At 46.2% G+C, this 26,240-nt stretch carries 16 protein-coding genes and 1 pseudogene; 9 read left to right on the top strand and 8 right to left on the bottom strand.

Features of this window, described 5'->3' with window-relative positions:
- The first annotated feature begins 57 nt into the window (after positions 1 to 57).
- Entirely contained in the window at positions 58 to 411 is a 354-nt protein-coding gene (locus J3492_RS11605; RefSeq protein ID WP_207988742.1) for an IS630 transposase-related protein, read from the top strand.
- Positions 395 to 904 carry an IS630 family transposase gene (locus J3492_RS11610; protein WP_207989865.1) on the top strand — a complete coding sequence of 170 codons (510 nt, stop codon included), beginning with the start codon at positions 395 to 397 and terminating at the stop codon, positions 902 to 904. The genes J3492_RS11605 and J3492_RS11610 overlap by 17 nt, the downstream gene beginning before the upstream one ends.
- 562 nt (positions 905 to 1,466) lie before the next feature.
- Here the strand turns inward: J3492_RS11610 and J3492_RS11615 are convergent.
- Entirely contained in the window at positions 1,467 to 2,138 is a 672-nt protein-coding gene (locus tag J3492_RS11615; protein ID WP_207992216.1) for a class I SAM-dependent methyltransferase, read from the bottom strand.
- A gap of 446 nt (positions 2,139 to 2,584) precedes the next feature.
- On the opposite strand from J3492_RS11615, the gene J3492_RS11620 reads away from it, so the two are divergent.
- Positions 2,585 to 3,550 (top strand): hypothetical protein, encoded by a 966-nt coding sequence (locus J3492_RS11620; RefSeq protein ID WP_207992217.1) that lies wholly within the window; start codon positions 2,585 to 2,587, stop codon positions 3,548 to 3,550.
- A 45-nt stretch (positions 3,551 to 3,595) separates the two neighbouring features.
- On the opposite strand, the pseudogene J3492_RS13395 reads toward J3492_RS11620, so the two are convergent.
- The 6 genes and pseudogenes from J3492_RS13395 to J3492_RS11650 form a co-directional block, all read right to left on the bottom strand.
- Positions 3,596 to 3,736, bottom strand: a pseudogene (locus tag J3492_RS13395) (DUF2256 domain-containing protein).
- Positions 3,737 to 3,924: 188 nt separating this feature from the next.
- Entirely contained in the window at positions 3,925 to 10,137 is a 6,213-nt protein-coding gene (locus J3492_RS11630) for a DNA repair ATPase (protein WP_207992218.1), read from the bottom strand.
- A gap of 363 nt (positions 10,138 to 10,500) precedes the next feature.
- A complete protein-coding gene (locus tag J3492_RS11635; RefSeq protein ID WP_207992219.1) occupies positions 10,501 to 12,456 on the bottom strand; it encodes a flotillin family protein in 1,956 nt (651 codons plus the stop codon).
- A 139-nt stretch (positions 12,457 to 12,595) separates the two neighbouring features.
- Positions 12,596 to 13,252 (bottom strand): OB-fold-containig protein, encoded by a 657-nt coding sequence (locus J3492_RS11640; protein WP_207992220.1) that lies wholly within the window; start codon positions 13,250 to 13,252, stop codon positions 12,596 to 12,598.
- A gap of 237 nt (positions 13,253 to 13,489) precedes the next feature.
- Positions 13,490 to 14,422, bottom strand: a complete 933-nt coding sequence (locus J3492_RS11645; RefSeq protein ID WP_243453239.1) for a Xaa-Pro aminopeptidase — start codon at positions 14,420 to 14,422, stop codon at positions 13,490 to 13,492.
- A gap of 220 nt (positions 14,423 to 14,642) precedes the next feature.
- Entirely contained in the window at positions 14,643 to 15,131 is a 489-nt protein-coding gene (locus J3492_RS11650) for an META domain-containing protein (protein ID WP_207992223.1), read from the bottom strand.
- Positions 15,132 to 15,497: 366 nt separating this feature from the next.
- Between J3492_RS11650 and map the strand changes: the two genes are divergently transcribed.
- Together map and glnD are read left to right on the top strand one after the other, a co-directional pair.
- Positions 15,498 to 16,289, top strand: a complete 792-nt coding sequence (gene map, locus J3492_RS11655; protein WP_207992224.1) for a type I methionyl aminopeptidase — start codon at positions 15,498 to 15,500, stop codon at positions 16,287 to 16,289.
- A 94-nt stretch (positions 16,290 to 16,383) separates the two neighbouring features.
- Positions 16,384 to 19,113 (top strand): [protein-PII] uridylyltransferase, encoded by a 2,730-nt coding sequence (glnD, locus tag J3492_RS11660; protein ID WP_207992226.1) that lies wholly within the window; start codon positions 16,384 to 16,386, stop codon positions 19,111 to 19,113.
- Between the two features lie 112 nt (positions 19,114 to 19,225).
- Here the strand turns inward: glnD and J3492_RS11665 are convergent, their stop codons facing one another.
- A complete protein-coding gene (locus tag J3492_RS11665) occupies positions 19,226 to 19,909 on the bottom strand; it encodes a hypothetical protein (protein WP_207992227.1) in 684 nt (227 codons plus the stop codon).
- A 187-nt stretch (positions 19,910 to 20,096) separates the two neighbouring features.
- Between J3492_RS11665 and dapC the strand changes: the two genes are divergently transcribed.
- The 4 genes from dapC to J3492_RS11685 all read left to right on the top strand — a co-directional run bounded on the left by dapC (position 20,097) and on the right by J3492_RS11685 (position 26,195).
- Complete coding sequence (gene dapC, locus J3492_RS11670) at positions 20,097 to 21,293, top strand: succinyldiaminopimelate transaminase (protein ID WP_207992228.1); 1,197 nt, start codon at positions 20,097 to 20,099, stop codon at positions 21,291 to 21,293.
- A 132-nt stretch (positions 21,294 to 21,425) separates the two neighbouring features.
- The gene (locus tag J3492_RS11675; protein ID WP_207992229.1) at positions 21,426 to 23,402 is read left to right on the top strand and encodes a DUF294 nucleotidyltransferase-like domain-containing protein; all 1,977 of its coding nucleotides are present in this window, start codon (positions 21,426 to 21,428) and stop codon (positions 23,400 to 23,402) included.
- Between the two features lie 15 nt (positions 23,403 to 23,417).
- Positions 23,418 to 24,023: a 3'-5' exonuclease gene (locus J3492_RS11680; protein WP_207992230.1), complete on the top strand. Its 606-nt coding sequence runs from the start codon at positions 23,418 to 23,420 to the stop codon at positions 24,021 to 24,023.
- A gap of 228 nt (positions 24,024 to 24,251) precedes the next feature.
- Positions 24,252 to 26,195: a D-alanyl-D-alanine carboxypeptidase/D-alanyl-D-alanine-endopeptidase gene (locus J3492_RS11685; RefSeq protein WP_243453240.1), complete on the top strand. Its 1,944-nt coding sequence runs from the start codon at positions 24,252 to 24,254 to the stop codon at positions 26,193 to 26,195.
- Positions 26,196 to 26,240: the final 45 nt, after the last annotated feature.

Here is a 26,240-nt window from a genome sequence, read left to right on the forward strand (position 1 = left end):
AGTTCTTTTTAAATAAGATACAATCGTTTTAAAGCAAGCGAAATAGCAGAAGAACAAATGACCTATTCAGCAGATTTTCGAGCACAAGTGATTAAAAGTGTCAAAAACAAAGACATGAGTATCCGTCAGGCTTGTACTTTCTATAATGTTAGCAAAACCGCATTACAGCGCTGGCTGAGAAACCCAAGTATCAAACAAACTCGAGATAAATCACCAACTAAAATACCGAATGAAGCACTCTTAAAAGACGTTGAACAATATCCAGACGATTATCTGTACGAGCGAGCTAGGCGATTCAACTGTAGTAAGACCGGCATGCACACTGCTTTAAAACGTCTAGGTATCAGTCAAAAAAAAGACCTTAGAGCATCCAAAAGCCTGCCTGATAAAAAGAGTGGCTTATCAGAGTAAACTTGATCGCTTTACGCAGCAAGGCTATCCCATTATCTATATGGATGAAAGCGGCTTTGAGCACGAGACCATCCGCTCTCATGGCTATGCACCGATTGGTACACCCTGTATCGACAGCTACAACTGGCAAGCAAAAAAGAGAACTAACGTCATCGGTGCTCTTTATAACAAGATGCTGTTTGCGCTTGATTACTTTGAACAGAATATCAATAGCAATATATTTTATGACTGGTGTAAGATCACACTTATTCCAAGTCTCAAGACTAAATGCGTGATCGTTATGGATAACGCTAGGTTTCATAAAAGCAGACGTATCCAAAAACTGCTCAACAGACATGGTCATCGCATTCTATGGCTGCCACCCTATAGCCCTGATCTTAACCCCATTGAGAAAAAATGGGCACAAGCAAAGTTTCTACGCCAAGGCTGGATGGAGAATAATCTGCCTAAACTGTTTCATGATATGGGCTGTATTTCTTTTATAGTGAACTGACTATATATGGACTCTATGAGTTGTCCCTATATAGATAAACACGATAAAGAATTTATTACAAACATAGTTATACACAATGTTAGCCAAAATAGACGAACTCAAATTATCAAAGATCATATAGAGTTTTTTAGTAAATATTATTGGTTCGTTGACTGGCAGGAGGTAGATATCTTGAATAAATTGTTTAGAAAACAGTTGAGACGAACGTATTAATTTGTTAACTTGTTAATGGCACTCTACTTTGCTGTCTGTTTACGCTGTTTTCAGCGGAAGTTTTTATAACTTAAACCCAATTTGAGTACATTTGAAGGTTAGTTTGTAATACAGCGATGATTCATCCGTTATAATGTACCTCAACAGTAGGGAAGCGTGTAGTTACTTTAATACATGCACACACCATACAGAAGCAGTAGAGTGTCATTTTATTTCGCTTTTAACTGTGTTCATATCCTTAGGATACACTTCGTGCATTAGTCATAATATAAATAGTTATGTAAGGCGGGTTACGCCTCGTCTGCATTCTCTACGAGAATTTAACAAGTCTAACGCCGCCCTACTTCAATCATGAACGCAAGTCGTGCGGCGCCGCTTCGCCCCAATAGTGATAACCCACGATATTGACGCCCTGAGTGAATCCTTGCTGACCCGACACCGCAAATCCCGCCTGCGCTATCAGCTGCTCGATATCCCTATCCAGATGACAGCCGCCCGCTATCGGCTTCCATGCTGGGGTGATGAGCTGTTGCATTTTGCGTGCCCATTTGGGCTGCGGCGCTAAGCCGTGTTCGGCATAATATAGGGTGCCCGTCGGTTTGAGCACACGTCTCATCTCAGTTAGCGCTTGAATAGGATTAGGGATAGAGCATAGAGTAAAGGTCATGACGATACTGTCAACGCTATTGTCCTCAAGGGGTAGCGTCTCGGCGGACAACGGCTGCGAGAGAAAGTCGATGCCTGTACTAGCAAAGCGTTCTGCTGCTAATGAATGCAGGTGCGGGTCGACGCCTATGACTTGCTTGACGGTTTGCGGGTTATAAAACCCAGCATTGAGTCCGCTGCCAACACCGATTTCTAACACTATGCCGCGCGCTTTTGGAACGACCAGTGCTCTTTGCTCGCTTACAACGTCTAATGCACAGGCTTTGTCGATTAATATAGGCAGGACTTTATTATCGTAGAGACTTTTGAGAGTTGGCAATTTGCGAGTTGGTTTTGGGGGCGGCTTTGAGGTCATGGCGGTCTGTCTCGGTGGGAGTGATGTTTATGCATAGTAGCATGTGCCATAAAGCAGCATACCCAAACTTTAGAAAAATTGCTCTCACCTGTCTTTTATCTTTTACTGCCTATAAGATTTACTTAACTTGTTGAAATGTATAAATAAAAAACACTCAGCAAGATTATCAAGCTTAATCCTTATTGATGCTTAGCTTACAGCACATCATGGCTCATCTCCTATTATTGTTTAATTCTTAACCAATATATTAAAAAATTATTTTTTTATTAGATTAACTTAATAATTTTTGTTATATTTAAAAATACGAATATATGCAAAGCACAAGCACTATATTCTACGCCGTTACTTTAAAGGCACTTTACCAATATTACAGCTAAGGGAGAACAAGAACGTAGCAGTTTAATCCAACGAAAGCTTTACATTTTTCATTCAAGGAGAGAAAGAAAATGAAAACTTTTAAATTGACACTACTGGCCATTACTACTGCGCTGTTTTTACAAGGGTGTGGTGATGATAATGATGGACCATCAACGTCGCAATCTGATCAGCCAGATACCCCACAACTTGATCAGCCAGACACCCCACAACCTGATCAACCAGACATCCCACAACCTGATCAACCAGACACCCCGCAACCTGATCAACCAGATACCCCACAACCTGATCAACCAGATACCCCACAACCTGATCAGCCAGATACCCCACAACCCGATCAACCAAATATCAACACTGAAATCATTGGAACGTGGAGTAGTGACGATAGTAGCAGTGAATTATCAGCGATTGTCTTCATGGATGACAAGACTTATGTACAGGTCCAAGTCGATAATAGTCAATCAACAAGTGAACCTAAAAATGGTATGGAATGGGGTAGTTACACCATCAATAATAGTACAGGTAAACTAGCTGCTACGCCTATTTTTGATAAAAATGGCAGCTCTGGATTGTCAGATTCCGTCAATCGTTATGCTAAAGTATCTAATGGCAAGCTGGTCCTCGAAGTAGATGAGGACAATAATGGCGTCATTGATAATGATGAAATCTATTACTTCTCCAAAACCGAGCCTGAAGGCATCTTAGGGTCTTGGAGCTTCGATGATGCTGATGACAAAGAGCTAGTGGGATTAGCCTTCTTCGAGAATGGTACTTATATCCAAGTACAAGTTGATGAAACTGGCTCAGTAAATAATTCTGAAAATGGTATGGAATGGGGTTACTACACCGTTGACCCTACGACTGGGCGGTTAGCAACTTCTATAATCTATGACAACAACGATGGTGTTGGATTATCAGAGCCGCGTACGCGTTACGCACGAGTGACTGGTAACACTGCTCTGACTCTCGAAATTGATGACAATCAAGACGGTACAATAGGAAATAAGGAGCTCTTTAATTTCTCAAGGCCATCATAGAGAGTTGTATTTACGTATGGTGGGTTAGCGAACGCGTAACCCACTCTACTTCTTTTTCCCCCGCCGACAACGCTCAGAACAATAAATCACATTGTCCCAATCCTTCTCCTACTTCTTGCGCCACGTGAATGGTCGCTGGCAGACGGGGCAAATTTTCTGGGGTAGGTTTTGTTTTTTGTGTGCCATGGTTTTCCCATAATCTTATTTAGAGTCTTAATGATAATTATGAATAAATTTATAAGCTAGTTTTTATTCATGGTGCGCTGGGCGCACCCTACACGCCACTAAGATAGAGATAGTTGCTGGGCTAAAAGCGCCAGCCTACAACGAACGTAAAATTTTGAGATTATGACTATCTATTCATTAACCACTGTTTAATCATAATTATCAAAGATTTTATTAAGCCGATTTAGGCTATTGACGATAAGCTTGCCCGATTGGTCGGTACTGGTGTCGAGGGCGAGCTTTTCATCCATGCGCATATTCAGCGGTTCTAGTGCTTGCTTAAGGGCGTTTGCTAACAGTGCGGTTTGTTCCGTGAGGTCAGGCGTATTTGACTCAGAAGTTTGATTCTCAGTACTCTTGAGCAGGCTATCTGCCATCTGCTGCGCCAGTTGCTCAACGGCATTGACCAGTTGTACCATCAGCGCTTTTTGCATGTCTTGATTTTGTTTGAGGTACTCGCCCTCTGATTTGTGGTCGTGCTTATAGATTTGTATCAACTGGTTCATGCTCTTCTCAAAGCCGTTATCGATGCTGTCGCTGACGACTTTGGCATTATCTACAAAACCTGTGATAAAGCTGTCGGCGAGGATTTTTTGCGCCTCAAGCTGGGCATCGATTTGCGCTTGCTGTTCAGCGCTGCGCTGATGGGCAATTTTCTCAGGGTCATTTTGGCTCAGGTATTTGTCAAACTGACCGCTAATAGCATTAAAGCCATTGGCTAAATCAACCAATTGCGCAACGATACGCGCGCCTGTATCGCCATCTTCGCCGCCCATGGCTTTATTACGCAAAAAGTCAGCTTTGATTTGTGCCCAGCGCTCGGCCTCATCCGCAGTCAATACGCCGCGCATCTCGCCAAGCTTAAGCAGGTTACTCTCCGCGCCTTGGGTCAATAGTTGCGACTCGCCCAGATAGTGGTCGTCGATAAGCTGGTTCAGCTCCTCTTGATTCATGACCGCCGAGAGCTTTTCGGTCATTTTATTCATGTTGCGGTAACTGCCTTGCAGCTTAAATATCGGCTCGGTGCGGTATTTATCATCTTGCGAAGCGGAGGCGATGTAGGCTTGGTTGACGTCAAGGATGACTTCTTGCACGGTAAACATATGGCGCAAGATGGCGATAATCTCGTTAATCTCCGAGGTGCTATAAGGGTAAGAGAGCTCGCTGCTTTGCGCTTGCACAAGGTTAGCGTTGTCCGCCTTTGCCATTCTAATCAGACGATGTACGTCGCTCAAGTCGCGGTTGGCAAGGGGTGCGAGAGCCTTGTTTGAGGTCAAGGCGTTTTCGATGTAGCTGAGCGCAAACACCTCTTCCATGCCGCTCATGATATCACCAAGATTATAGATGTCGGCACGGTTGGCAAGCATGTCAGGCACTTTAAAGGCTTCGCCGCTTTCGGTATAAGGATTACCTGCCATGACCACACAGAACTTTTTGCCGCGCATGTCGTAGGTCTTGGTTTTGCCCTGCCAAACGCCATCGATACGGCGCGTGCCATCACCAAGGGAGATGAATTTTTGTAAAAATTCAGCGTGAGTATGCTGGATATCATCAAGATAGAGCATGACGTTATTGCCCATCTCAAAGGCTAAGTTGATTTTGTTGAGCTCCTCCCTAGCAGTGGCATTAGGCGCTTTTTCGGGATCTAGTGAGGTCACATCATGACCAAGTGAAGGACAGTTTATCTTCATAAAGATAAGCCCCAGACGGTTAGCAACATACTCCATTAAGGTGGTTTTACCGTAACCTGGCGGCGATATCATCATCAGGATACCCATAAGGTCGGTACGTTTATCCTCGCCAACGGTGCCCATTTGCTTGGCAAGGTTGTCGCCGATTAGTGGCAAATAGCTCTCATTAATCAGGCGGTTACGCACAAAGGAGGACAGCGGACGCGGCATAAACTCATCCAGTCGTAGCGCATCGCGGGCGTCGTGCAAAATCTCGGAGCGCATCGCCAAATAGCGCCTATAGGCGGGAATGACTTGAGTCTGGTGATAGTGCAGGCGGCTTAAAAATTCATCGACGGCAAAGGTGAGCGTTTGGCTGTGAATGCGGGGATGCTCACCGAGTAAGTTATCGACTCGACTCTCAAGTGCGACCTCACCGGTGTTACGTGCAAAGTCTGTCACTTGCTTAAGCGGGTTATTGCTACTGGTCAAAGAGGCGTTTGATGCAAATGACAAGGCAGGTGATGAAGCAGATGATGAAGCAGGTGATGAGGCGCTTGATGCGCTTTTATTCATCGCGCCTTTAGCAAAGCTGGCACCACTATCGATTAAACGCTGGACTAAGGCCTCACGCTGAGCATCGTTAAGCTTGGTAAGCAAGATAGCAACCGCTTCGGGTACATAATGGCGTCCGCTATCTCGTTGCTGCTGACGTAGCGCCTCTGCTGCTGCCAGCTCACTACGCGCCTCTTCACTCAGCTCATTATCGTCACTACTTGTACCGATATCTGTACTGGTATCTTTACTATTGGCATAAGTGTTATCCAGTAGCGCATGAAACCAAGTGGCGAGCAGCTCATAAGCCGATTTGGGCTGCAAGGTTAGCTTGCCGATAGCGGACTCTAATTGCGCAAAACTAGCGGTATTGGTCATGCTACCCGATGCGCTATTTAGCGTTTGCGTCAGCTGCTCGCACAACTGCTGCGCTTGCTGACTGGTTTGCCATGTTGTTTTGGCGTTTGAGCTATTCTCAGAGCTATCCGCCTGACCCATAACGCTCACCAAATATTCACAAGCCAGCTTTACATAGCTTTGTTTAAAGATAGTGGCATCATGGATATCGCTTGTGTCTGATTCTGTTTGTGTTGCTGGCTCTGCATCATATTTTTCAGTAATAGAGTTTTTATTGCTATTACTGTTGTCAGCATTGTAAGTGGCGACAAATCCACGCATCACCGCCGTCATATCTTCAATAAGCAGGGCTTTGGCGCTATCACTACCAAGGCTCAAACGCAACTGCTCAGCGGTAATGGCTCTATCCGTCCAGTTATTTGCCTGCGTTAATATCGCTTCATCCAGCCACTTATCGTAACCAAAGGGTTTTAAATTGTCTAAGTCCAAAGCTTGCACGAGATTTAATTGCCAGTAGAACAGCTGCGCCAAGGCGCGGACTTGCGGGGTATAAATCAGTAGGCCTGCATCGCGTAGTGTCGGCAAGATTTGCAGCAAAAGCAAAGCCGCATCATGGTCATGAATGCCCTTTTCATAGCCTAGTTGATAGCGCGGCGTGGCATAAGCTTTGATGAGTTTGGCAAGGGGACTATCGTCATCGATACGGTCGTCATCTCCAGTACTACTCATTGTAGCAACCGTATCATCATAAGCTTGGTATAGACGTGCCTCGGTAAGACCGTCCTCACCGTTTTTGGCGCTCTCGATAATGCTATAAGCTAAGTACTCGGCTCGGTAAACGCTATCAGATTCGGAGGCGATGTTCATATCCCAGTACGGGCGTAGAGCGTTTAGCTCGCTGTTGTCGAGTACCTCATAATAGTCGGTGCCGGTCAGATGCAAATTAAGCACCCGCTTGCCGTCATTTTGCTGACGACTGAGCAAGGTTAAATCTAAAGGCTGGGTATTGACCGAAAAGCGATGGCGACCGAGTTTTATAATCTGACCGCCATCTTCAAACAAGTCCGACTTGTCTTTTAGGCTTTTGTAACTCTCGATTTGAATGGCTTTTAGGCGCGCGTCGATATCGTCGGCTTTGACGCTAAAGCCCAGCTCTTGTAAGTCTTTGGCAATGCCGCGTACCTTTTGTACCAGACCATCAGAGGCAAAATAGGTATTGAGCGCCTCCTCGGTGGTAAAGCCGGTAACGCCTGTACTTTGGGTGCGTTTTTTGATGCTATCCAGCATCCGTAGCGCCCCATCACCTAGATTTTGCGCTCGGCGATTACGCGCATCAAGTAATTGCTGTTTATGATTTTCAAAGGTCTCATAAATCTCTTCGCGTTTGCTGATAATGTCTGCTAAAAACTGGTCGCCGCCTATCTCAGGGTCAGCAAATTGACTCTCCAGCTCCTCCAATTGCACCAGTAGCTTTGCCATTTGCTCATCGGACTTCTCAGGCGTATTGGCAATAGACAAAGCATTGGCAATGGACTGGGTAAAGAGTTTAAACTGCGCCCCAAACTGGGCGACGGCTTCGGCGGAACCTAAATTTTTACGTTTATGATTGAGCTTGGCTTTACTTTGATTAAGGCGCGAATAAATAGCGGAGATATCATCGATAATTTGGGTGCGCACGGTAGCATCGGCAACGTCTAGCGTGCCAAGCAATTCAGTTAATAAATCGAGCCCTTGGGCAGTGTTATCGATTTGCTCAAGTACCGGTTTGAGCTCACTATTGGTTTCCGCGGTCTCTAGGCGCTCGCTGACGTCAGCTAAGATGCCCTCATAGCTTGCTAGCGCCTCATCACCGCTAAGATAAACCACGGTTTGTTCGGCAAGTGCACTCTCCGCCTCTTCTAACTGGGTCTGCAAAGACGCTAACTTGTCGCTGTCTAAATAACGCAAATCCTCTAAGCTAACCAGATGCCCTTTTTGGCGTCTGATGGCAGAGAGCTGGTCGACATAGTCACTGGCACTCTCAAAGGTGGTTATTTTTATTTGGCGTACAATTTCGTTTTGCTTGGCCTCGGCATCCATTAGCGCGTTTTGGGTTTGCTTTTGAATGCTTTGGACTTTGGCGAATTCATCGATGACCAACTCGGCGGTAGCGGTGACCTCTTTAATGCTGCCGGCAATCTCATCAAGCTCTGGCTCGGACAACCAATAATAATTGTCGAACAGACGGCTGGTATTGTCAGCCAATTCCTCATAGAGCTTTTGCGAGACGCTTTGATTATCAATCAGGCGGGTGATGCTATACAAATCGGAGATGCCGCGCACCAGCTCTTTATTACCGATTTTACCGTAAAAGCTGCTGCTCTCAGGCAATTCGCTAATATATTCAGGCGAGGCGTAAGGGGTGTGCCATATCTGCATCGGATGGATGCGTGAGGGTTCACTTTGGGCGCTAAACAGCACCAAGCGGCCGTTCTCGGCCAGCGCCATGCCGTTACAATAAATGGGATTTGCCAATTGTTTTTTGATGAGGTTATAGGGAAACAGTCCGGTGATACCAAGCTCTCTATCATAAAATAAAAACAGCACGTCCTCACCGTTAGGGGATACGATGCGGCGCTTAAATTTTAGATTCTTTTTATTGCCATTGCTGTTATCGCCGTTATTAGCATCAAACAGTTTATACTCGCCCGTTTGTAGATAATAGCCGCCAGGGAAGATAATGCCGTGGTCTTCAGGCAATTGCACGCACGATTGCCCGATAGCGTCTAAGCGCATTACTGCTTCGGTCAAGGTGTTATAGACAAAATAGCGATAACTGCCCTCACGGTACGGCAGAATCTTAAGTAAAATCAAGCTACCGACTTTGGCATAAAAAATCTCAGCATCGGTCAAAGACTGAGTCCGGTCATCCACCGGCTCGTTATACAGACCTTGTCCTGACTCGGTATTATTCTCAATCTTGATGGTCAAACTGCCGCTGACCGTTTCCACAAATATCGTATCTAAGATATTCATGTGCGGATATTTACCGTTAATCATCTGCTCGCGGGTGGTCTCTATCCATTCAAAATCATAAGCCGGCGGCAGCTCGATATCACGCTCGCCACGATTGTCCACATAGGCCACTTGCGCGGACTCCGGTGTGCCTTCGCTAAAATCCAGCGCAAAGCGAAACACGCGAATATCGGTGATACGCTCGCCGATTTGAAAAGCCATCAGTAGCTTGCTGTCTTTAACGGTCAGCTGAATCAGCCGCGTTTGTTTGTAGTAGCGATACAGCTCGTTGAAGTCTTGCACAAAGGCATCTTGGTCTAAAAACGTACCTTTTAGGTCGACGGCTTCAAGCTGATAGTCTTGTTCAGCATCAGTATGAGAATCATCGTGAGAAGCGCCACTTTGATTAATATCCGCAGGCGCTAGCAAACGGTATAGCGATAGCACATCGCTGATATTACTGGCACGCTTGAGTCCCATAAAGACGTTATAGCCGAACAATAGATAGTCGCCCACTTGCACCATATCTTGCGCGACGCAGTTATATTCGGTGCGAATACGGGTACGCGCGATGACCTGCATCTGCGTACTGCCAAACTCGTCAAGGCGGGCATTATTGAGTTTAGCGGTCTGCGCTTCTAGGCGGCTGCCCTGCTCGGTTAGGCGGCGCTTGATTAGCTCATAAGCATTACCGGATGCCACCGCCTGATCAGTTTGCTGAGCCTGATTGGCTGGGCTATCGTTATCGGTGCTGTCTGGATTGGTTGGGTTTTGCGTATCCGCCATCGTGAGTCGTCCACTTGTGTTTTGGGCAATAAGAAAGGGTTAGGAGTTCAAAAGGTTTTGGCTAGTCTAAAAAAACGCGGGTAAGATACCTAAAACATTTTTTTAGACTAGCCAACTCGGTATTGTTTGAAATTTGAGTTGGCAAAAATAAATGGCAATCTGCATTGCCATTTACTCATGGAATTATTTTTAATTTAATTTTTTCGTAGGCTGGGTTTTATTAAAGCTTTGGAGTATTTACAATGTTTCATGGAAATTCTATTTAAAGAATTTCCCTTGCAAAGCTAAAATTGCAGTACAATTTTTTGACGCTTTTCAGGGTTAAAAACCCAGCCTACAACTCACAGTATCTTACCAATCACATTAAACAGGCTTATTATCAGTATCTTCACCAGCTTTATTAACTTTATTCATCACCTGATTTGCCATCACGCCATTGATAATGCCGCTGAGGGTATCAGACTTACCAGCGAGACCATCGATAGCTTTACCAATTGATAAGGACTTGGCGAAGTTATCAAAGAAGTGCTCCTCGCCGCCGACGATATCGATTTTGGCTTTTTGTAGTGCGGTTGCCAACACTTCAGCGTTCTCTTTGGCAATCTCTTTACCAGCGTCAATAGAGGCCATCGCTTCTTGTAGCGCGGTCTCAAGACTCATGCGGAACTCTTCGTGCTCGCGTGCCTCAGCGCTCATGCTGCCCATAGCATTGAACTTCTCGACCAGACCATCGGCCTCGGCTTGGAAGTGGGCGCGGGTGACTTCGGCTTTGGCAAGGCCCACTTCACGCTCGGACTTGGCGTTAGACTCACCGCGTGCGGCGATAATCTCAGCATCTGCCATGCCTTTTTCGCGCTCTGCTTGCGCCTCGGCCTGCCCTGTCGCCTTGATGATATTGGCTTTGGCAAGACCTTCTTTTTCCAAAGAGCCCGCTTTGGCTTCTTGAATCGCCGCTTCGGCGAAACCATGTGCCGACTCTTCAGCCTTGATACCTTCTGCCAGTTTCACTTTGGCTTCGGCGTCTTTGGCAGAAGCTTCTAGATTGGCATTGGCAAGGGTGGTAATCTCAACCGCTTTGTGCTTGGCAGACAGCTCTTCGGCTTCCGCCTTTTTGACTTGGCGCACTTTGATCTCTTCAGCATCCGCTTCAGCGGCTAATACGCGCGTTTGTTTCTCACGCTCCGCTTCACTGACTTCACGTACTTCTTTGATGCGCTCTTCTTCTTGCGCTACGGTTTTGTCAACGGCAATACGCTCCCGAATGACGTTGGCAATCTCTTTTTTCTCAAGCTCAATGGCGCGCTCGGCCTCGATACGCTGCAAGTCCACTTCGCGCTCACGCGAGACGATTTCTAAATCCTGCGCGCGAGTAACTTTTTCTTGTTCAATGATGACCGCACGCATCCGGTTTTGTTCAGCGACTTCGATTTCGCGTTGCTGATTTTCACGCTGAATCGCCAAATCTTGCTCGACCATGATAATTGCCGTTTCAGATCTTTTGCGCTCTTCTTCTTCAATCTTGCGAGTCTCAGCATTTTCACGAGCAATAACCGATGACACTTCGCGTTGCTGCTTGGCCTCAGCGTCCGCTTGTTGACGCTCAAGCTCCAGCATCGCCTCACGAGTTTCGACGTTTTTCTTCTTGACCGCCAGCTCTTCGTCACGCTCCAGCTCATTGGTGATGACGTTTTGCATCGCCGTCAATTGGGTAATCTTTTTGATACCCTCAGAGTCTAGGATATTGCTGGAGTCGAGTGAGGTCTTCGGCGTTTGCTCCAAGTAGTCAATCGCCACGTCTTCTAGGACATAACCGTTGAGATCATTGCCAATCTCTTTGACGATACTGTCACGAAACTCGCTACGGTTCTCAAACAATTTGACAAAATCAATTTGCTTACCAACGGTTTTTAGCGCTTCAGAGAACTTAGCATTGAATAGCTCATTGACCGCCACCTTGTCCGAGGCTCTATCCACCCCCACCGATTTGGCGACTTTAAGCACATCTTCTTCGGTCTCGTTGACCCGCAAATAAAAGGCGACGGTAATATCAGCGCGCATATTATCAGCGCAAATAAGGCCTTCTTTACCGCGGCGATCGACTTCTAGAGTGATCAGCGAGATGCGCATCAGCTCTTTTTTATTAATGACCGGCCACACAAAGCCGCCATCAAAGCGCACGGCTATTTTATTGACGCCATTAATAATTAGCGCTTTACCCTGCTCTACCTTGACATAAAAGGCTTTGAGCATTAATAGCCCTGCCATGATAAATAGAAACGCCAGCACCACTACGATGCCAACGATAATAAGTATGTCCATATTCATTCCTCTAATTAGAACCCTGAAATATTAAAAACAACATTAAATTGAATTTTTAAATAGTTAACACAACGTCATAGAATGAATCATGCACTACTTATACTTGCTTAATAAATAATCATTAAATATTTTGATAAATCTACTCATCCTTCACAGGGGCAACGCGGTACGCATTAGCCTCCTGCAAATACTCGACCAACACCACTTTATCTCCTTGCTTAAGCTGACTATCAGGCATGCTGGGACGAATTTTAAGAATAAGTCCTGCACCGCCGTCATTAAGCTGTGCCTCACCGTGTTTATCAGTCACACTCAGCGTACGCACGATAGCCGTTTTGCCGATATTGCTGATGGCATTACGTTTGGGGATTTTGGCAATATTTTTGCGAATGGGTGAAATAATGACGCCTGTCAGCCACATCGACACCACCAATACCAAAAGTAGCGCTCCTGTACCAAACACATAATAGAGAATGCCAGCATCAAAATATTGGTGTAGCAAACTGGTATAGAGATAGCTGAGTATCCAACCGATTAAGCTGACCAAGGTTAGTATGATGATTAAAGGCACGCCATACAAACCAAATTTAAGCATAAGGCCCGTAAAAAAACCTGTTGACGACAAGTTAGAGACATCCACATCAGCGCCTGAGTCGCCAAGGTCTACAGTGTCCATGTCTGCCATACCAAGCAGCGACACTACCCAATATAAAGTGACAAACATCACCAGACCCGTAAAGACAATAGTGGGATATAAGCTGATTTTAGTGATAAATACTGCAAAAGATTCTTGCATCGATCGCTCTCTCCTTTTAACCACTGAATTCCGTAGCTTTTATAACTGCCATAGACATGGCTTGGCGCCATATCATTTGGTTTTTGCAGTACGTTTTTGTAGTATAAAAGCTCAACACGCCCTCATAATATATTGCAAAAAGCCAAACCATGTAGAAGCAACTGATGTTTCTGGATTATGATTATATATACATTTCATTACATATTATATAAAAACCCCCATTAAAGATCCTATCTATTAACGCCCCCATACTGGAGAGCGCACCACCCCGCCTGCCTGACTGCTAATGCTGTAGCTTGTATGATCTGATAGAGAGTGAACCACTAAGCTTCCGACGCCTTGCGCATTGCGGGTCGGATAGATAGCATACCGTCCTGATGGTGATAGACGTGCTGGCTCATCAAGACCTGTATTACTCAGCGCTATAACCTGCCCGCTTGTGACGTTCATGATCGCTGCGCTTTGACCATTGAGATAGCCCATATGCTGACCATCTAAACTAAGCTGAGCACTGGCCGCATAGCCTGCAGTCGGAATACGAGTGGCTTTAGCGGTGGCAAAGCGATAACGATACAGCCGAGGATGGTTGGCTCGTACTTTATCACTGGTATACACAAAGCTTTGCCCATCACTGGCATAGCTTGGCTGTACTTCGGTACTGGGCAGAGTAGTGAGTTGACGGGTATGACCATCGCTTAAGTTTAGCTCATAAATATCGGCATCACCGTCGACTGTTGAGCTATAGAGCAGCTTTTGACCATCAGGTGAAAACGACGGCGACAGATGACTGCCCGGTGCATCGACGATCAAGCGGCTACTCCGACTAGCACTATCATAGATATAAATCTTGGGCTGCTGACGCAGGGCTTGTTTACTATATGCCAGACGCTTGCCATCCGCTGACCAGCTCGGCGCATAGATATATCCTTTAATCTGATCAATCAGCTGACGCTTACTGCCGTCGGGACGAATACTATAAAGGCGAGATATCTTAGCTTTACCTGTGCCTTGCTCCTCGATATATGCGATACGTCCTTGACTATCTATCAGTGGCATACCTGCCGACAGCGTATGACTGTGCCTATGAGTGCTATAAGGAGACAGCTCACTCGATGGCAGACTATGACAAGCGCTTAACAAAGCACTCAACGCAGCAACCATACTAAGCATAGCTATGCGCTTAGGTATAAAGTATCTAGTGCCAGCATCATAAAGCATAACAATGACCTCAAGTAATATCTGTAATAAGGGTTACGGTGAATTTGGATAAAACGATAGATTATAGTGTAGCTGAGTTTTGTACAGTCGCTAACGTTTGCTACAAAACAAAAAACCTCACTACGTATAGTGAGGTTTTTGACTGGTATGGGTTATGCAGAGTGGGGGCTGCTTATTTTTCCACTGCTTTAAAATGTGCCACTTGCTTGTCATTCTTGATGGTCAAGATAGGCTGTTTGTCTGCATTTTTGCTCATGCTATATTTACCTTGAACCGTGGCCAAAGTGGCGGTGTCGAAGCTGGCTTGTGGCTCAGGACATGCTTTCATCGTGGCCAAAACTTTATCAAGCTGTACATTGCCATTGACGATACTGTATTCGGCAGAGATGTTATTACACGTATTCACAAAGGCCACGCGGTCAGTGCCGTCATCATGCATAAAGTCTAGAATCAAAGGCTTGGCTGGATCAAAAAAGAGCGGTGTTACTTTTTCGCCATTGCTGCGCTTGGCATCGACCAGCTGCCAATCATGGGCCTGTAATGCTTCGTTAGTAACCGGTTGGCTCACTGGCGCTGTGACACTTGGAGTCGTCTGACAGCCAGCTGCAAGGGTTGCGCCAGCGAGTGTAGCCGCCATCATTAGTTTGGTCATGTGTTTCATATAAGCTCCTACAAGGGTTAAATGAGACCTTAATATAAAGATAAGGTTTAAGATTCTGGTTTTTATGGCGCTTGATTTATTGTTTTAATCGTCTATTGAAGACTTTTAATCGTTTGTATAAACAACACCATCATTATGCATGACAAACAGGCGCTTGTCATGACAGATTGCGTATATGCTTAAGCCATGCTTTGTGCTGCTGTCAGTCCTATGACTTTATTTCTCTCGAGCGACTGACGCACTTGTTCGATTACGTCTTCTGGTTCAGATAAACCAATTGTCACAATGACTTATAGCAAAACCGTCATGTCTCCATTTATGATATAATTCGCCTAAACTAAACACATAAAGATAAGTAATACAATTATGACTCACAAATCCCTTATTCAATCGCCAGAAGCCATAGAAAAAATGCGTGTAGCCGGCAAGCTCGCCAGCGATGTCCTTGTTATGCTCGATGAGCATGTCAAAGTCGGTGTCAGTACTGAAGCGCTGAACCAAATTGCTCATGACTATATCGTCAATGTACAAGAGGCGATCCCTGCCCCACTAAACTACAATGGCTTTCCCAAGTCAATTTGTACTTCGGTCAACCATGTCGTCTGTCACGGTATCCCAACTGAAAATAAACTGCTCAAAGATGGCGATATCATTAATATCGATGTCACCGTAATCAAAGACGGCTATTATGGTGATACTTCCAAGATGTGGATCGTCGGTGAAGGTTCTATCATGGCGAAGCGCATCTGTGATGTGGCTCAAAAAGCCCTTTATGCCGGTATGAGCGTGGTCAAAGACGGCGCACGCCTAGGTGACATTGGTGCTGCTATCCAAGAAGTGGTCGAGCCTGAGCGCTTTAGTATCGTGCGTGAGTTTTGTGGTCATGGCATCAGTGATACTTTCCATCACGAGCCGCAAGTGATGCATTATGGCAAAAAAGGCACAGGTATGGAGCTAAAAACAGGCATGACCTTCACCATTGAGCCAATGATCAACCAAGGCACCTGGAAAACCAAAATCCTACCTGACGAGTGGACGGCAATTACCAAAGACCGTAAGCTGTCAGCGCAGTGGGAGCATACCATGGTCGTAACCGACAATGGCTGTGAAGTATTTACCACACGCCCTGAAGAAGATTTAAGCTTTTTGACTCAGTAATATAATAAAGACCGCTCAGGCGGTCTTTTTTTTGGTTATTAGGGTCTGTATACTTTTTAATGATTTTATTCTAAACCTTGATTGGATAACGCTCATGTTTACTTGCGATGCCGCCTCCGTTTATATCACTCCCTTACCCTCACCACTTGCCTCAGAGACGACGGTATCACAAAGCGATGACAAGTCTTTACTTGGTATTCCAGAGTGGCTGGCGCAGATCAATGACGATATCAATCGAGCACTTGATCGGGGTGCCAATATTCGTCAGTTGGTCGCTGCCCGTGCCTGTGCCATCGATGATCTGCTGATTGCTTTGTTTGAATGGTTTGAGCTTGATCAGACAAACTTAGCGTTGTTTGCTAGCGGTGGTTATGGTCGTGGCGAGCTGTCGCTATATTCAGATGTCGATATTTTACTGCTGTCTCCTACAGAGATACAGCCCAGCGCCAAACCTAAAATCGATGGCTTGGTGGCGATGTTATGGGATATTGGGCTTGAGCCAGCATTGTCTGTACGCACCATTGATGAGAGCCTAGACGCTGCCCGTGATCATACGGTAGCCAGTACCTTGTTGGAGGCGAGGCTTTTGACAGGTAATGAGGATCTCCAACAAACGCCTATCAATATTGTCAATCAGTTGTGGTCACAGCGGGATTTTTATGAAGTAAAGATTAAAGAAGCCAAAGCACGTTATCTGCGCCACAATGCCACCGAATACAACCTAGAGCCTAATATCAAAACCGCTCCGGGCGGCTTACGTGATATTCATATCATCGGCTGGGTGACCAAACGCTACTTTCGAGTGGGCAAACTCTACGATCTGGTTCAACAAGACTTTTTGACCGAAAAAGAATTTGATGACTTAAGTTTTTCTGAAAGCTTTTTATGGCAGATTCGGCATTATTTACATGAGCTGACTGGACGTAACGAAAACAAGCTGCTGTTTGATTATCAGCGTGACATCGCTCAGCGCATGGGCTATGAGGCGCAGACGGATGATGCTCCCAATGCCGCTGTTGAGCGTTTTATGCGTGACTATTATCGCTGCGCTATGCAGATATCGACGCTCTCTGAGATGCTGATCAATCATTACTATGAGACCATCATCGAGCCTGAGCTGCCAGAAAACGAGCAGCCCAGTAAACGGCCTCTGAATTCACACTTCAATCAAATCGGCGATCAGATTGCCATTGCCCATCATCGGGTGTTTGCTCAACATCCCGAGGCGATCTTAGAGATGTTTTTGCTGATGGGGCAATACGGCATCAAAAAAGTCCGTACTCGTACCCTGCGTGCGCTCAAGATAGCGGCTCGTGGTATCGATCAGACCTATCGTGACAACCCTGAGCACCAAGCGCTGTTTTTGGCCAATCTAAAAGAGCAAAACTATCTGTTTCATCGCCTGCGCGCCATGAACCGTTATGGCATATTAAGTAATTATATTCCTGCCTTTGCACAAGTTACTGGGCTGATGCAGTATGACCTATTTCATCGTTATACGGTCGATGCGCATACGCTGTTTTTGATTCGTATCCTACATCGCTTTACTGATGAGCGCTATTATGACGACTTCCCACTGGTCAGCGCTATTTATCAAAGAATTGAGCGCAAAGAGATTTTGGTGTTGGCAGCGATGTTTCATGATATCGCCAAAGGCCGTGGCGGCAATCACAGCGAGCTTGGTGAGACTGAGTCCATTGAATTTTGTTTGAATCATGGGATGAGTAAAGCAGATGCGCACTTGGTTGGTTGGCTCACCAGACACCATTTACTGATGTCCATGACTGCCCAAAAAAAGGACATCTCAGATCCCGAGGTGGTCACAGTATTTGCTGATTTGGTGGGCAACGTCACCCATCTTAATCATTTGTACGTGCTGACAGTGGCCGATATGAACGCCACCAACCCACAACTCTGGAACAGCTGGCGAGCCACGCTTATGAAGCAGCTTTACTCACAGACCAGACGCATCCTACGTGCTGATATCGATGCCCCCACCAACCGCCAAGACATGATTCGCACCACTCGTAAACAAGCCTTAAAAATGTTAGATGATACCAATCATCAGCATATGGATCGTGAGGCGGTCATACGACTATGGGACGAGCTGGGGGATGAGTACTTTTTGCGTGAGATTGCCGAAGATATTCTTTGGCACACCGAAGCCATCTTAAACCATCCACCGATAGGTTTGGCTTCAGACGCCGACAGTAGCCCTCTGGTGGTGCTGCGTGAGCATAGAGAGCTGGCGCTAGATGCGGTACAGGTCTTTGTTTATACCCACAATCAGACCAATCTATTTGCCGTGACCATGGCAGTCTTTGATCAGATGAATCTAGATGTGCTCGATGCTCGCATCATTACTGCCACTCGTGACTTTGCGCTAGATTCTTATGTGCTGCTGGATCGTAGCGGTACTCTATTGACAGATGAAGATACCCAGCAGGAGCTCAAGCAGCGCTTGATTACTGCCTTTAAAAACCCAACCGTGCCAAAGCTGGCACAAAAGCGTATTCCACGCCAGCTCAAACACTTTAATGTCCCGACAGTGATCAGTTTTGAGTTTAATGATATCTCAGGACAGCACATCATGAGCTTGCAGACACTCGATCAACCAGGCCTACTGGCCCGTGTCGGTCAGGTATTTTTGCAGCAAGGAATTGAAGTGCATGCTGCTCGCATTACCACTTTAGGCGAGCGGGCGGAGGATATGTTTTATATCAGTGATCGCAATGATGCTCCTTTATCACAAGCCAAGCTTGATACCTTGCAGCAGGCACTGACTGCTACTTTAAGCGTGCCCGGCGATAGCAGCCGCACCTAAATTGGCAGTGTTTGCGTCATCTTTCTTATGATAAAGGTCTTTTTTACATCCATTCATTAGGCCGTGTCGATATCACACTCCAAGCTTGGTTTAAGCGCTAGATGCAGTCGCTCTAGCCAGCAGCGATCAAGCTTCTATATACCATCTCTTTAGGCTCTGGCAACAGCCCTTCTTCTACCAGCTCAGGTGGTAACACTTGTGCTTCTATTTGGTGTTGCTCTAGGACCAAACGCCCACTGTCGACTTCTTTTTGCAGTAGCCGCTGTAGGCTGGCCATGCGAAACTGCGCATCATAGCGCTCATAAATCTGCTGCAACGATAGAGGCGCATGGGCATGTATATCGGGAAGAATACTATCCGCTGCTAAGATGGCCATCTCATTTAGTGCCTGCTCTCGTGCCAAGTTTGCCAGATCAATCTTGCTCTGCAAATGGTTAAACAGCTTACTTTTATACACAAAGACAAGCATAAACAACAGGGTCTGCACACCAAACACAGTCACATAGTGCCATGCACTTAGTGACATATCTAGCACCTTGACCAGTAGCAGCATGACAATGGCAACCACCACATAGCTGACCATTTGCCATAACAGCCACATGATGGTGCTACTCTCTCCATACCAAAACATCTTGCGCTCTTCGAGTGTGACGAGATGTTGACGAGCCTGCCACCATTGTTGTTCACATTGCTTTAAGGACTCAGAAACCTCAGGACGTAGCGCATTGCTGTCATCCTCACAAAAACCTGTGGTGCTGAAGCCTTCAGCTTTGGGTACATTGAGCATATTTGTCATCTTGAGCCTTGTTAGCCATTCATTAAAGTAATAGCGGTCTGTATCATGAAGCAGAAAATGGATAGAAAATAACGGTAATTAAGATAAAAGAAGATAAAGGACAAAAAATTAGAGAAGTGCTACACTGCTTAAATGTAATTTTTCTTTATGAATTTATTATCAACTGTCTATTATAGTTACTATACTTATGAATCACAACTTAACTCATCTGCACCCCTATCCTTTTGCCAAGATGGCCACCTTGCTTGCTGATACCAGCCCTGCTACCCACTACTCTGAGATAAAGTTAGGTATTGGCGAGCCAAAACACGAGCCACCGGCTTTTGTACTCGACATCCTACAAAAAAACCTAGACCAACTGGCCCGCTATCCCACTACCAACGGCATTTTTGACCTGCGGCAAACGATTGCTCATTGGCTTGAAAAACGGTTTTTTTTAACTCATGTCAATGCCAAAACTGAAGTACTGCCAGTGATGGGGACACGTGAGGCTATTTTTAGCTTTGTCCAAGCTGTGATCAGTACCGATGAGGGTACTCCTACGGTCGTTATGCCCAATCCGTTTTATCAAATATATGAAGGGGCGGCGATACTGGCAGAGGCCACACCGTACTTTGTACCCTGTACGGCAGAAAACAACTTTAAAGGAGACTACCGCGCAGTTCCGCAACAGGTTTGGCAGCGCACACAGCTATTATTCGTCTGTAGTCCAAACAACCCTACCGGCTCTGTCATGACGATAGATGACTGGGAGGTGCTGATTCGTTTATCAGACAAATATGGCTTTATTATCGCCAGTGATGAGTGCTATAGCGAGCTGTATTTTGACCAACCACCCATTGGCCTTTTGCAAGCATGCGCAGTGCTTGGTCGCAACGACTTTAAAAACTGTGTGGTGTTTCACTCATTATCCAAACGCTCAAATCTCCCTGGCCTACGCTCAGGTTTTATTGCAGGCGATGCCTCGGTGCTGCAATCCTACTTACAGTATCGCACCTATCAAGGCTGTGCCATGCCGATACCGCATCAGATCGCCTCGATTGCTGCATGGCAAGACGAGAAGCACGTGGCGCATAATCGAGCCCTGTATCAAGAGAAGTTTGCCTTATGGATGGCGGAGCTGGGTGAGTTATTAGACTTACGTATGCCAGAAGCAGGGTTTTATCTTTGGGTAAAAGCCCCTGCCATGTTTGGCGGTGATGATGAGGTTTTTGTTAAGGCGCTATATGAGCAAGCGAATATCCATGCACTTGCTGGACGTTACTTATCTCGTGAAGTCAACGACCAAAACCCCGGTAAGGGTTATGTGCGCATCGCCTTAGTTGCCAGTGTCGCAGAAAGCCGAGAAGCCATTGACCGTATCAAAAAGATGCTGGTCGCTTAAGGAGTTGTCACAGCATTGCCTTGCGTTCAATGACAGTCGGCACTATAACCACAAATTTATTAGGGATATGTATAACAATTAGTGGTATATTAAAAATATACCTTTATACATAAGACCATCAAGGATGATGTCATGCCCCATCTTGATTTTACTCAGCCGCCGTTTGATGTGCTGCGACTGGCGGAGCGCCAAAGCCTTAAAAAGCACACTCAAATTCGTTATCTTGCCGCCAACGAAGCCTTGTCTGATGAAGACTTAAAGCATTTTTTCGTGGTATTAAAAGGACAGGTTGAACAGACATTAGATGGCGAGTTTATTGGTTCTTACTTGGGTAATAAAAGCGCACCCGAACAGCTCAATAATAACGACTGGTTTGATAGTCGGCGCACCCCTGACCAGCAAGATAACGATGATACTCATGCCAAATCGTACCAATATCGTGCTACTGAAGACACATTATTGCTGCAAATTGCTGGTGAGGCTATTGATAAAATCAGCGCTCAAAACCATTTGGTACGCCAGCTACTGTCTGACAACCTCCCCGAACGCCTAAAGGCACTACAACAGCGGCGCAGTCAGCAAAACCCAACGCTCGCACTAAATAAAGACAGCTATCACGAGCAGCAGGAAGTTCAGCAAATCATGCTGCAACCTGTCATCAGTATCAGACTACTGCCTGTGCGCGTGATCAACGCTGATAGCAGCCTCTATCATGCTGCAACCACTATGATAGAGGCTGGGTTAAAGCACGTACTGATACGGCCAGCAAACCATCAGCAGACGCCAGTAGCAAATGGGCCTGAATCAAGCAATAGCGAACAAGGCGTGATATATCGCTCAGATCATGACTTAGGTATGTTGAGTGACGCTGATATCTGCCGTGCTGTCAGCCAACAGCAAGACCCTGCCAGCACCCCATGTCAAGACTTTGCCAACTTTAACTTGCGTACCATCAAGGCCAGTGATGAGATTGGTGAAGCCTTGATGATTATGACCCGCTACCGCATCCATCGATTGCCAGTCATCGATGATGATGGTCAGGTAGTCGGCGTACTGGCGCTGCGTGATTTGTTGGCATACTTGGGCCAACACTCACAACTGATCAGTATTCAAATTGACCAAGCGACAGACATGACCAGTCTCGATACCGCCGTCGAGCTTATTGGTCGCTATATTCGGGCGCAGCATCATAATGGCGTCAAGATAGGTATCGTCAGTCGAATGGTGCAGACACTAAATGCGCAGGTTTTCACCAAGCTATGGAAAACCATCGTGCCTGAAGAGGTGCTGAATAACACCTGTGTTATTGTGATGGGCTCAGAAGGCCGCGGTGAGCAAATCATGCGTACCGATCAAGATAACGCCCTTATCATTCGTGAAGGTTACTCCCACCCTGATTTGGCTGTGTTTGCTGATACCTTTAATACTCAGCTAGCGACGCTAGGCTACCCGCTGTGTGATGGCGATATTATGATGAATAATCCGATGTGGCGACAGCAGATTACCCCTTTCAAAAAACAAGTGAGCACATGGTTTAAAAACACCGATCCCATGCACAGTATCTATATCTCAGCCATTCTTGATGCTGAGTATGTCTGTGGTGATGAGTCATTATTGACCGAAGTGCGTGAGCATCTAAAAACCGCCCATAGGCAGTCAGATCCCATGTTTGTCCGTCAGTTCGCACGGGCAGCGCTACAGTTCGGGGATGTCAATCAGTGGTGGCAAAAACTGGTGCCTTTACTGGGCGGCAAACCGAGCTCTAACGATATCGATCTCAAAAAAGCAGGCATCTTTCCATTGGTACATGGTATTCGAGCCATGGCTTTAGAGTATGATATTTTACAAGTGCCCAGTACTAAAGATCGCCTCAAGGCCTTGGTACAAGCTCGAGCCCTAACTAAGGATCGTGCGGATACGCTCGAAGAAGCACTGGAGTTTTTTATGGCGCAGCGGCTTTCTGTCGCCCTATCTACCAACGACAAACACGCACGGCAAATAGACCCCACGACCTTATCCGCCCTTGAGCGTGACTTGTTTAAAGAATGTCTGGCGGTGGTGAAAAGCTTTAAAAACCAGTTGTCCTTGCATTATAAGTTGGAATTTTAAAAGGATAACAACCTTATGAGTTGGCTCAAAAAACTGTCTTGTTCTTGGCAAAAGTCGCAATTAAAGCGGCCAGAGCTTGAGTCGATGTTTACCAAACCAGCGGCCGATCAATGGGTGGCCATCGACTGTGAGATGACAGGGCTAAACCCTAAAAAACACCATTTATTATCCGTCGCCGCTATTCATATCAATAGCAATACCATTGACACCGGTAACGGCCTGCATCTGGTGTGTCGGCCACCTGTGATGCCTGATCGTGATACCATCGTGATTCATGGTCTACGTACCGCTGATGTTGAAAATGGCATGAGCTATGATGAGATGATGGCGTTACTACTGCCTTTTATTGATAATCGGCCCATAGTGGGGTTCTGCCCACAAATAGACACCGGGTTTTTAAATCCATTAAGCAAACACTATATGGGCACGACCTTACCTAACCAAATTATCGATGTGCGGCATCTATATAGTCGGCGTATGAGTGGTCAAACTCAAGGGCTATCTGGTCAATCGCAGCATCTAAATAGTATCCTTGCGCACTATAATATCCCTGAGCTTGGCCTCCACGATGCTTATAATGATGCTGTGATGACAGCAATGGCGTTTTTGCACGTACGCTAAGCAACAACATCCTCTGCACAATTAACGGTACAAGAAAAACGAGTGTAGGTATACACCTCGTTGGCTCAGTGAGCTTGATACCGCTAGTCCTGCTTTTTGAGACGAATATTAAATACGCTGACCTAATAGCTGCGCTAAACCAGTGACTCATGTTAAGATAACTGGTTTTTGCGACCTGCAGACAAACTGCTCCTGCAGTCTTACGCTCAACTTGATAATGACTCTACAATGACCATCACACCTCCTCCTTACGCACACCGGCGAGCACTTAGCCAGCCTTACAAACACTTATCAAAGCTTACGTTAGTCGTGATGGCGGTTTTAATGCCGCTATACACCCAAGCTGCCTTACCAGAAGCCATCGAAACTGCCTTGTTGCGGGCAGAGTTAACGCCTGCTGATATTAGTATTGTGGTCACCCCGATTGCTAATAAAAGTAGCAGTCGACTGCCAGCCACGATAGAGGTTATCGACACTCATAACGATGCAGACCATGACAGTGACAACCTTACACCGACATCAAGCACGAGCCCGACACCAGTAGTCACTGCAAGCGAAACAAAAACAGTCAGCACAGAAGATGACCGTCCAACCATTCAGGTCAAAAAACAAGCGATTGAACAACGAGAGCGCCAAATAAATGCTTATACTGATGACGCCTATACGTATCAAAGTATAGAGAGCACTCCCACGCTACTGACCAGCGAAGTGACCACCATCGTCAAGCATGACAAGGACAGTAGCTCTACCACTCATTCGGTAGCCGCTAAGCTCAGTCACCAAGCAAATATCGCACGCACCCCTGCCAGCACCATGAAGCTCGTCCCTAGCTTTATCGCTCTCGATACCTTAGGCGCCGACTTTGTCTGGCATACTCGCATCTACCACACAGGACTGATCGTTGGCGAGCGTCTATATGGAGATTTGATCATTCAAGGCAGCGGTGACCCCAAGATGACACACGAGCGCTTAGGGCAGCTGCTTTATCATGTACAAAAAGCCGGTATTCGCCATATCAATGGTGATATTATTATCGATAGTGCCGTCTTTCGTGAAGTGAGCAAAGACCCTGCCGCTTTTGACAATGCACCCCTACGCCCTTATAACGCTAGCCCTGATGGGTTTTTGGTTAATTTCAATAGTATTGGGATCAAAAGCTATCCGCTAACCAACACGAAAGCACAGCTGACCTATACGCCGACACTGGCAGACTACCAACTGCCCGACCAGATAAACATACGCTCGGCGGCTTGTGGGCAGGCGCGTTATAGCTTAGCGCCACAATGGCAGCGCACCAAACTAACCCTGAATAACGACTTACCAAACAGCTGCGGTGAGCATATGTTTTATGTCGCCTATCCTGATGCCAAAGATTTCGCTGCTCGAGTGCTTGCGGGTAAATGGCAAGCGCTGGGTAATACACTCAAGGGTAAGGTCATCGCCCAAGAGGCACCGTATGGCTCAACAGCTGCACAAGACCAACGCAAAGGCTTAGCGGCGTTGCCCATCTCGCCGTTACCGCTTGTCAGCTACCCCTCTTTGAGTCTAAAAAAACAGATTTATGATATCAATCACTTTTCTAACAATGTCATGACTGAGCAAGTCGCACTTTCACTGGCAGCTTACAATCACGATGATTATCAGCAAGTAAAAAACCGCCCTGCAGACACTGACAGTATGAAGCATAAAGCGGATACCAATCAGGCTACCAGCTTATACCAGTTCGGAAAACCGACAACGACAAGCTACCCCGCTGCATTGCAGACCATGACCCAGTGGTGGCAAACCAATCTAAGCACCCCACCACCATATCTAACCAATGGCTCAGGGCTGTGCCGTAACTGCACCATAACAGCCGAAAACTTAAGCGAGCTACTGAATCACGCCTATCATCACCCAAGCTTTGATGCTTATATCAACTCACTGGGCGTCGCTGGCGTCAGTGGCACGATCGCTGCTCATAGCAAACGCTTACCTAGGTCAGCGGCTATCGGCCGTGCGTGGATAAAGACAGGCACGCTAAACAATGTCACCTCGATGGCGGGTTATGTCAAAGGCTTGTCGGGACAAGACTACGTGGTTGTTGGACTCATCAACACTGAGCATGCGTTAAATCCCTATACTGCTAGGCCTGTACTCGATGCCATGCTTGATTGGACAGCGCAGCACTGATCGTAATCAGTGTTGTGCTTGTATGTTTGTTTCCTTTTTACCTTT

Origin of the sequence: Psychrobacter coccoides (genome assembly GCF_017498085.1) — a bacterium.
GTDB lineage: Bacteria > Pseudomonadota > Gammaproteobacteria > Pseudomonadales > Moraxellaceae > Psychrobacter > Psychrobacter coccoides.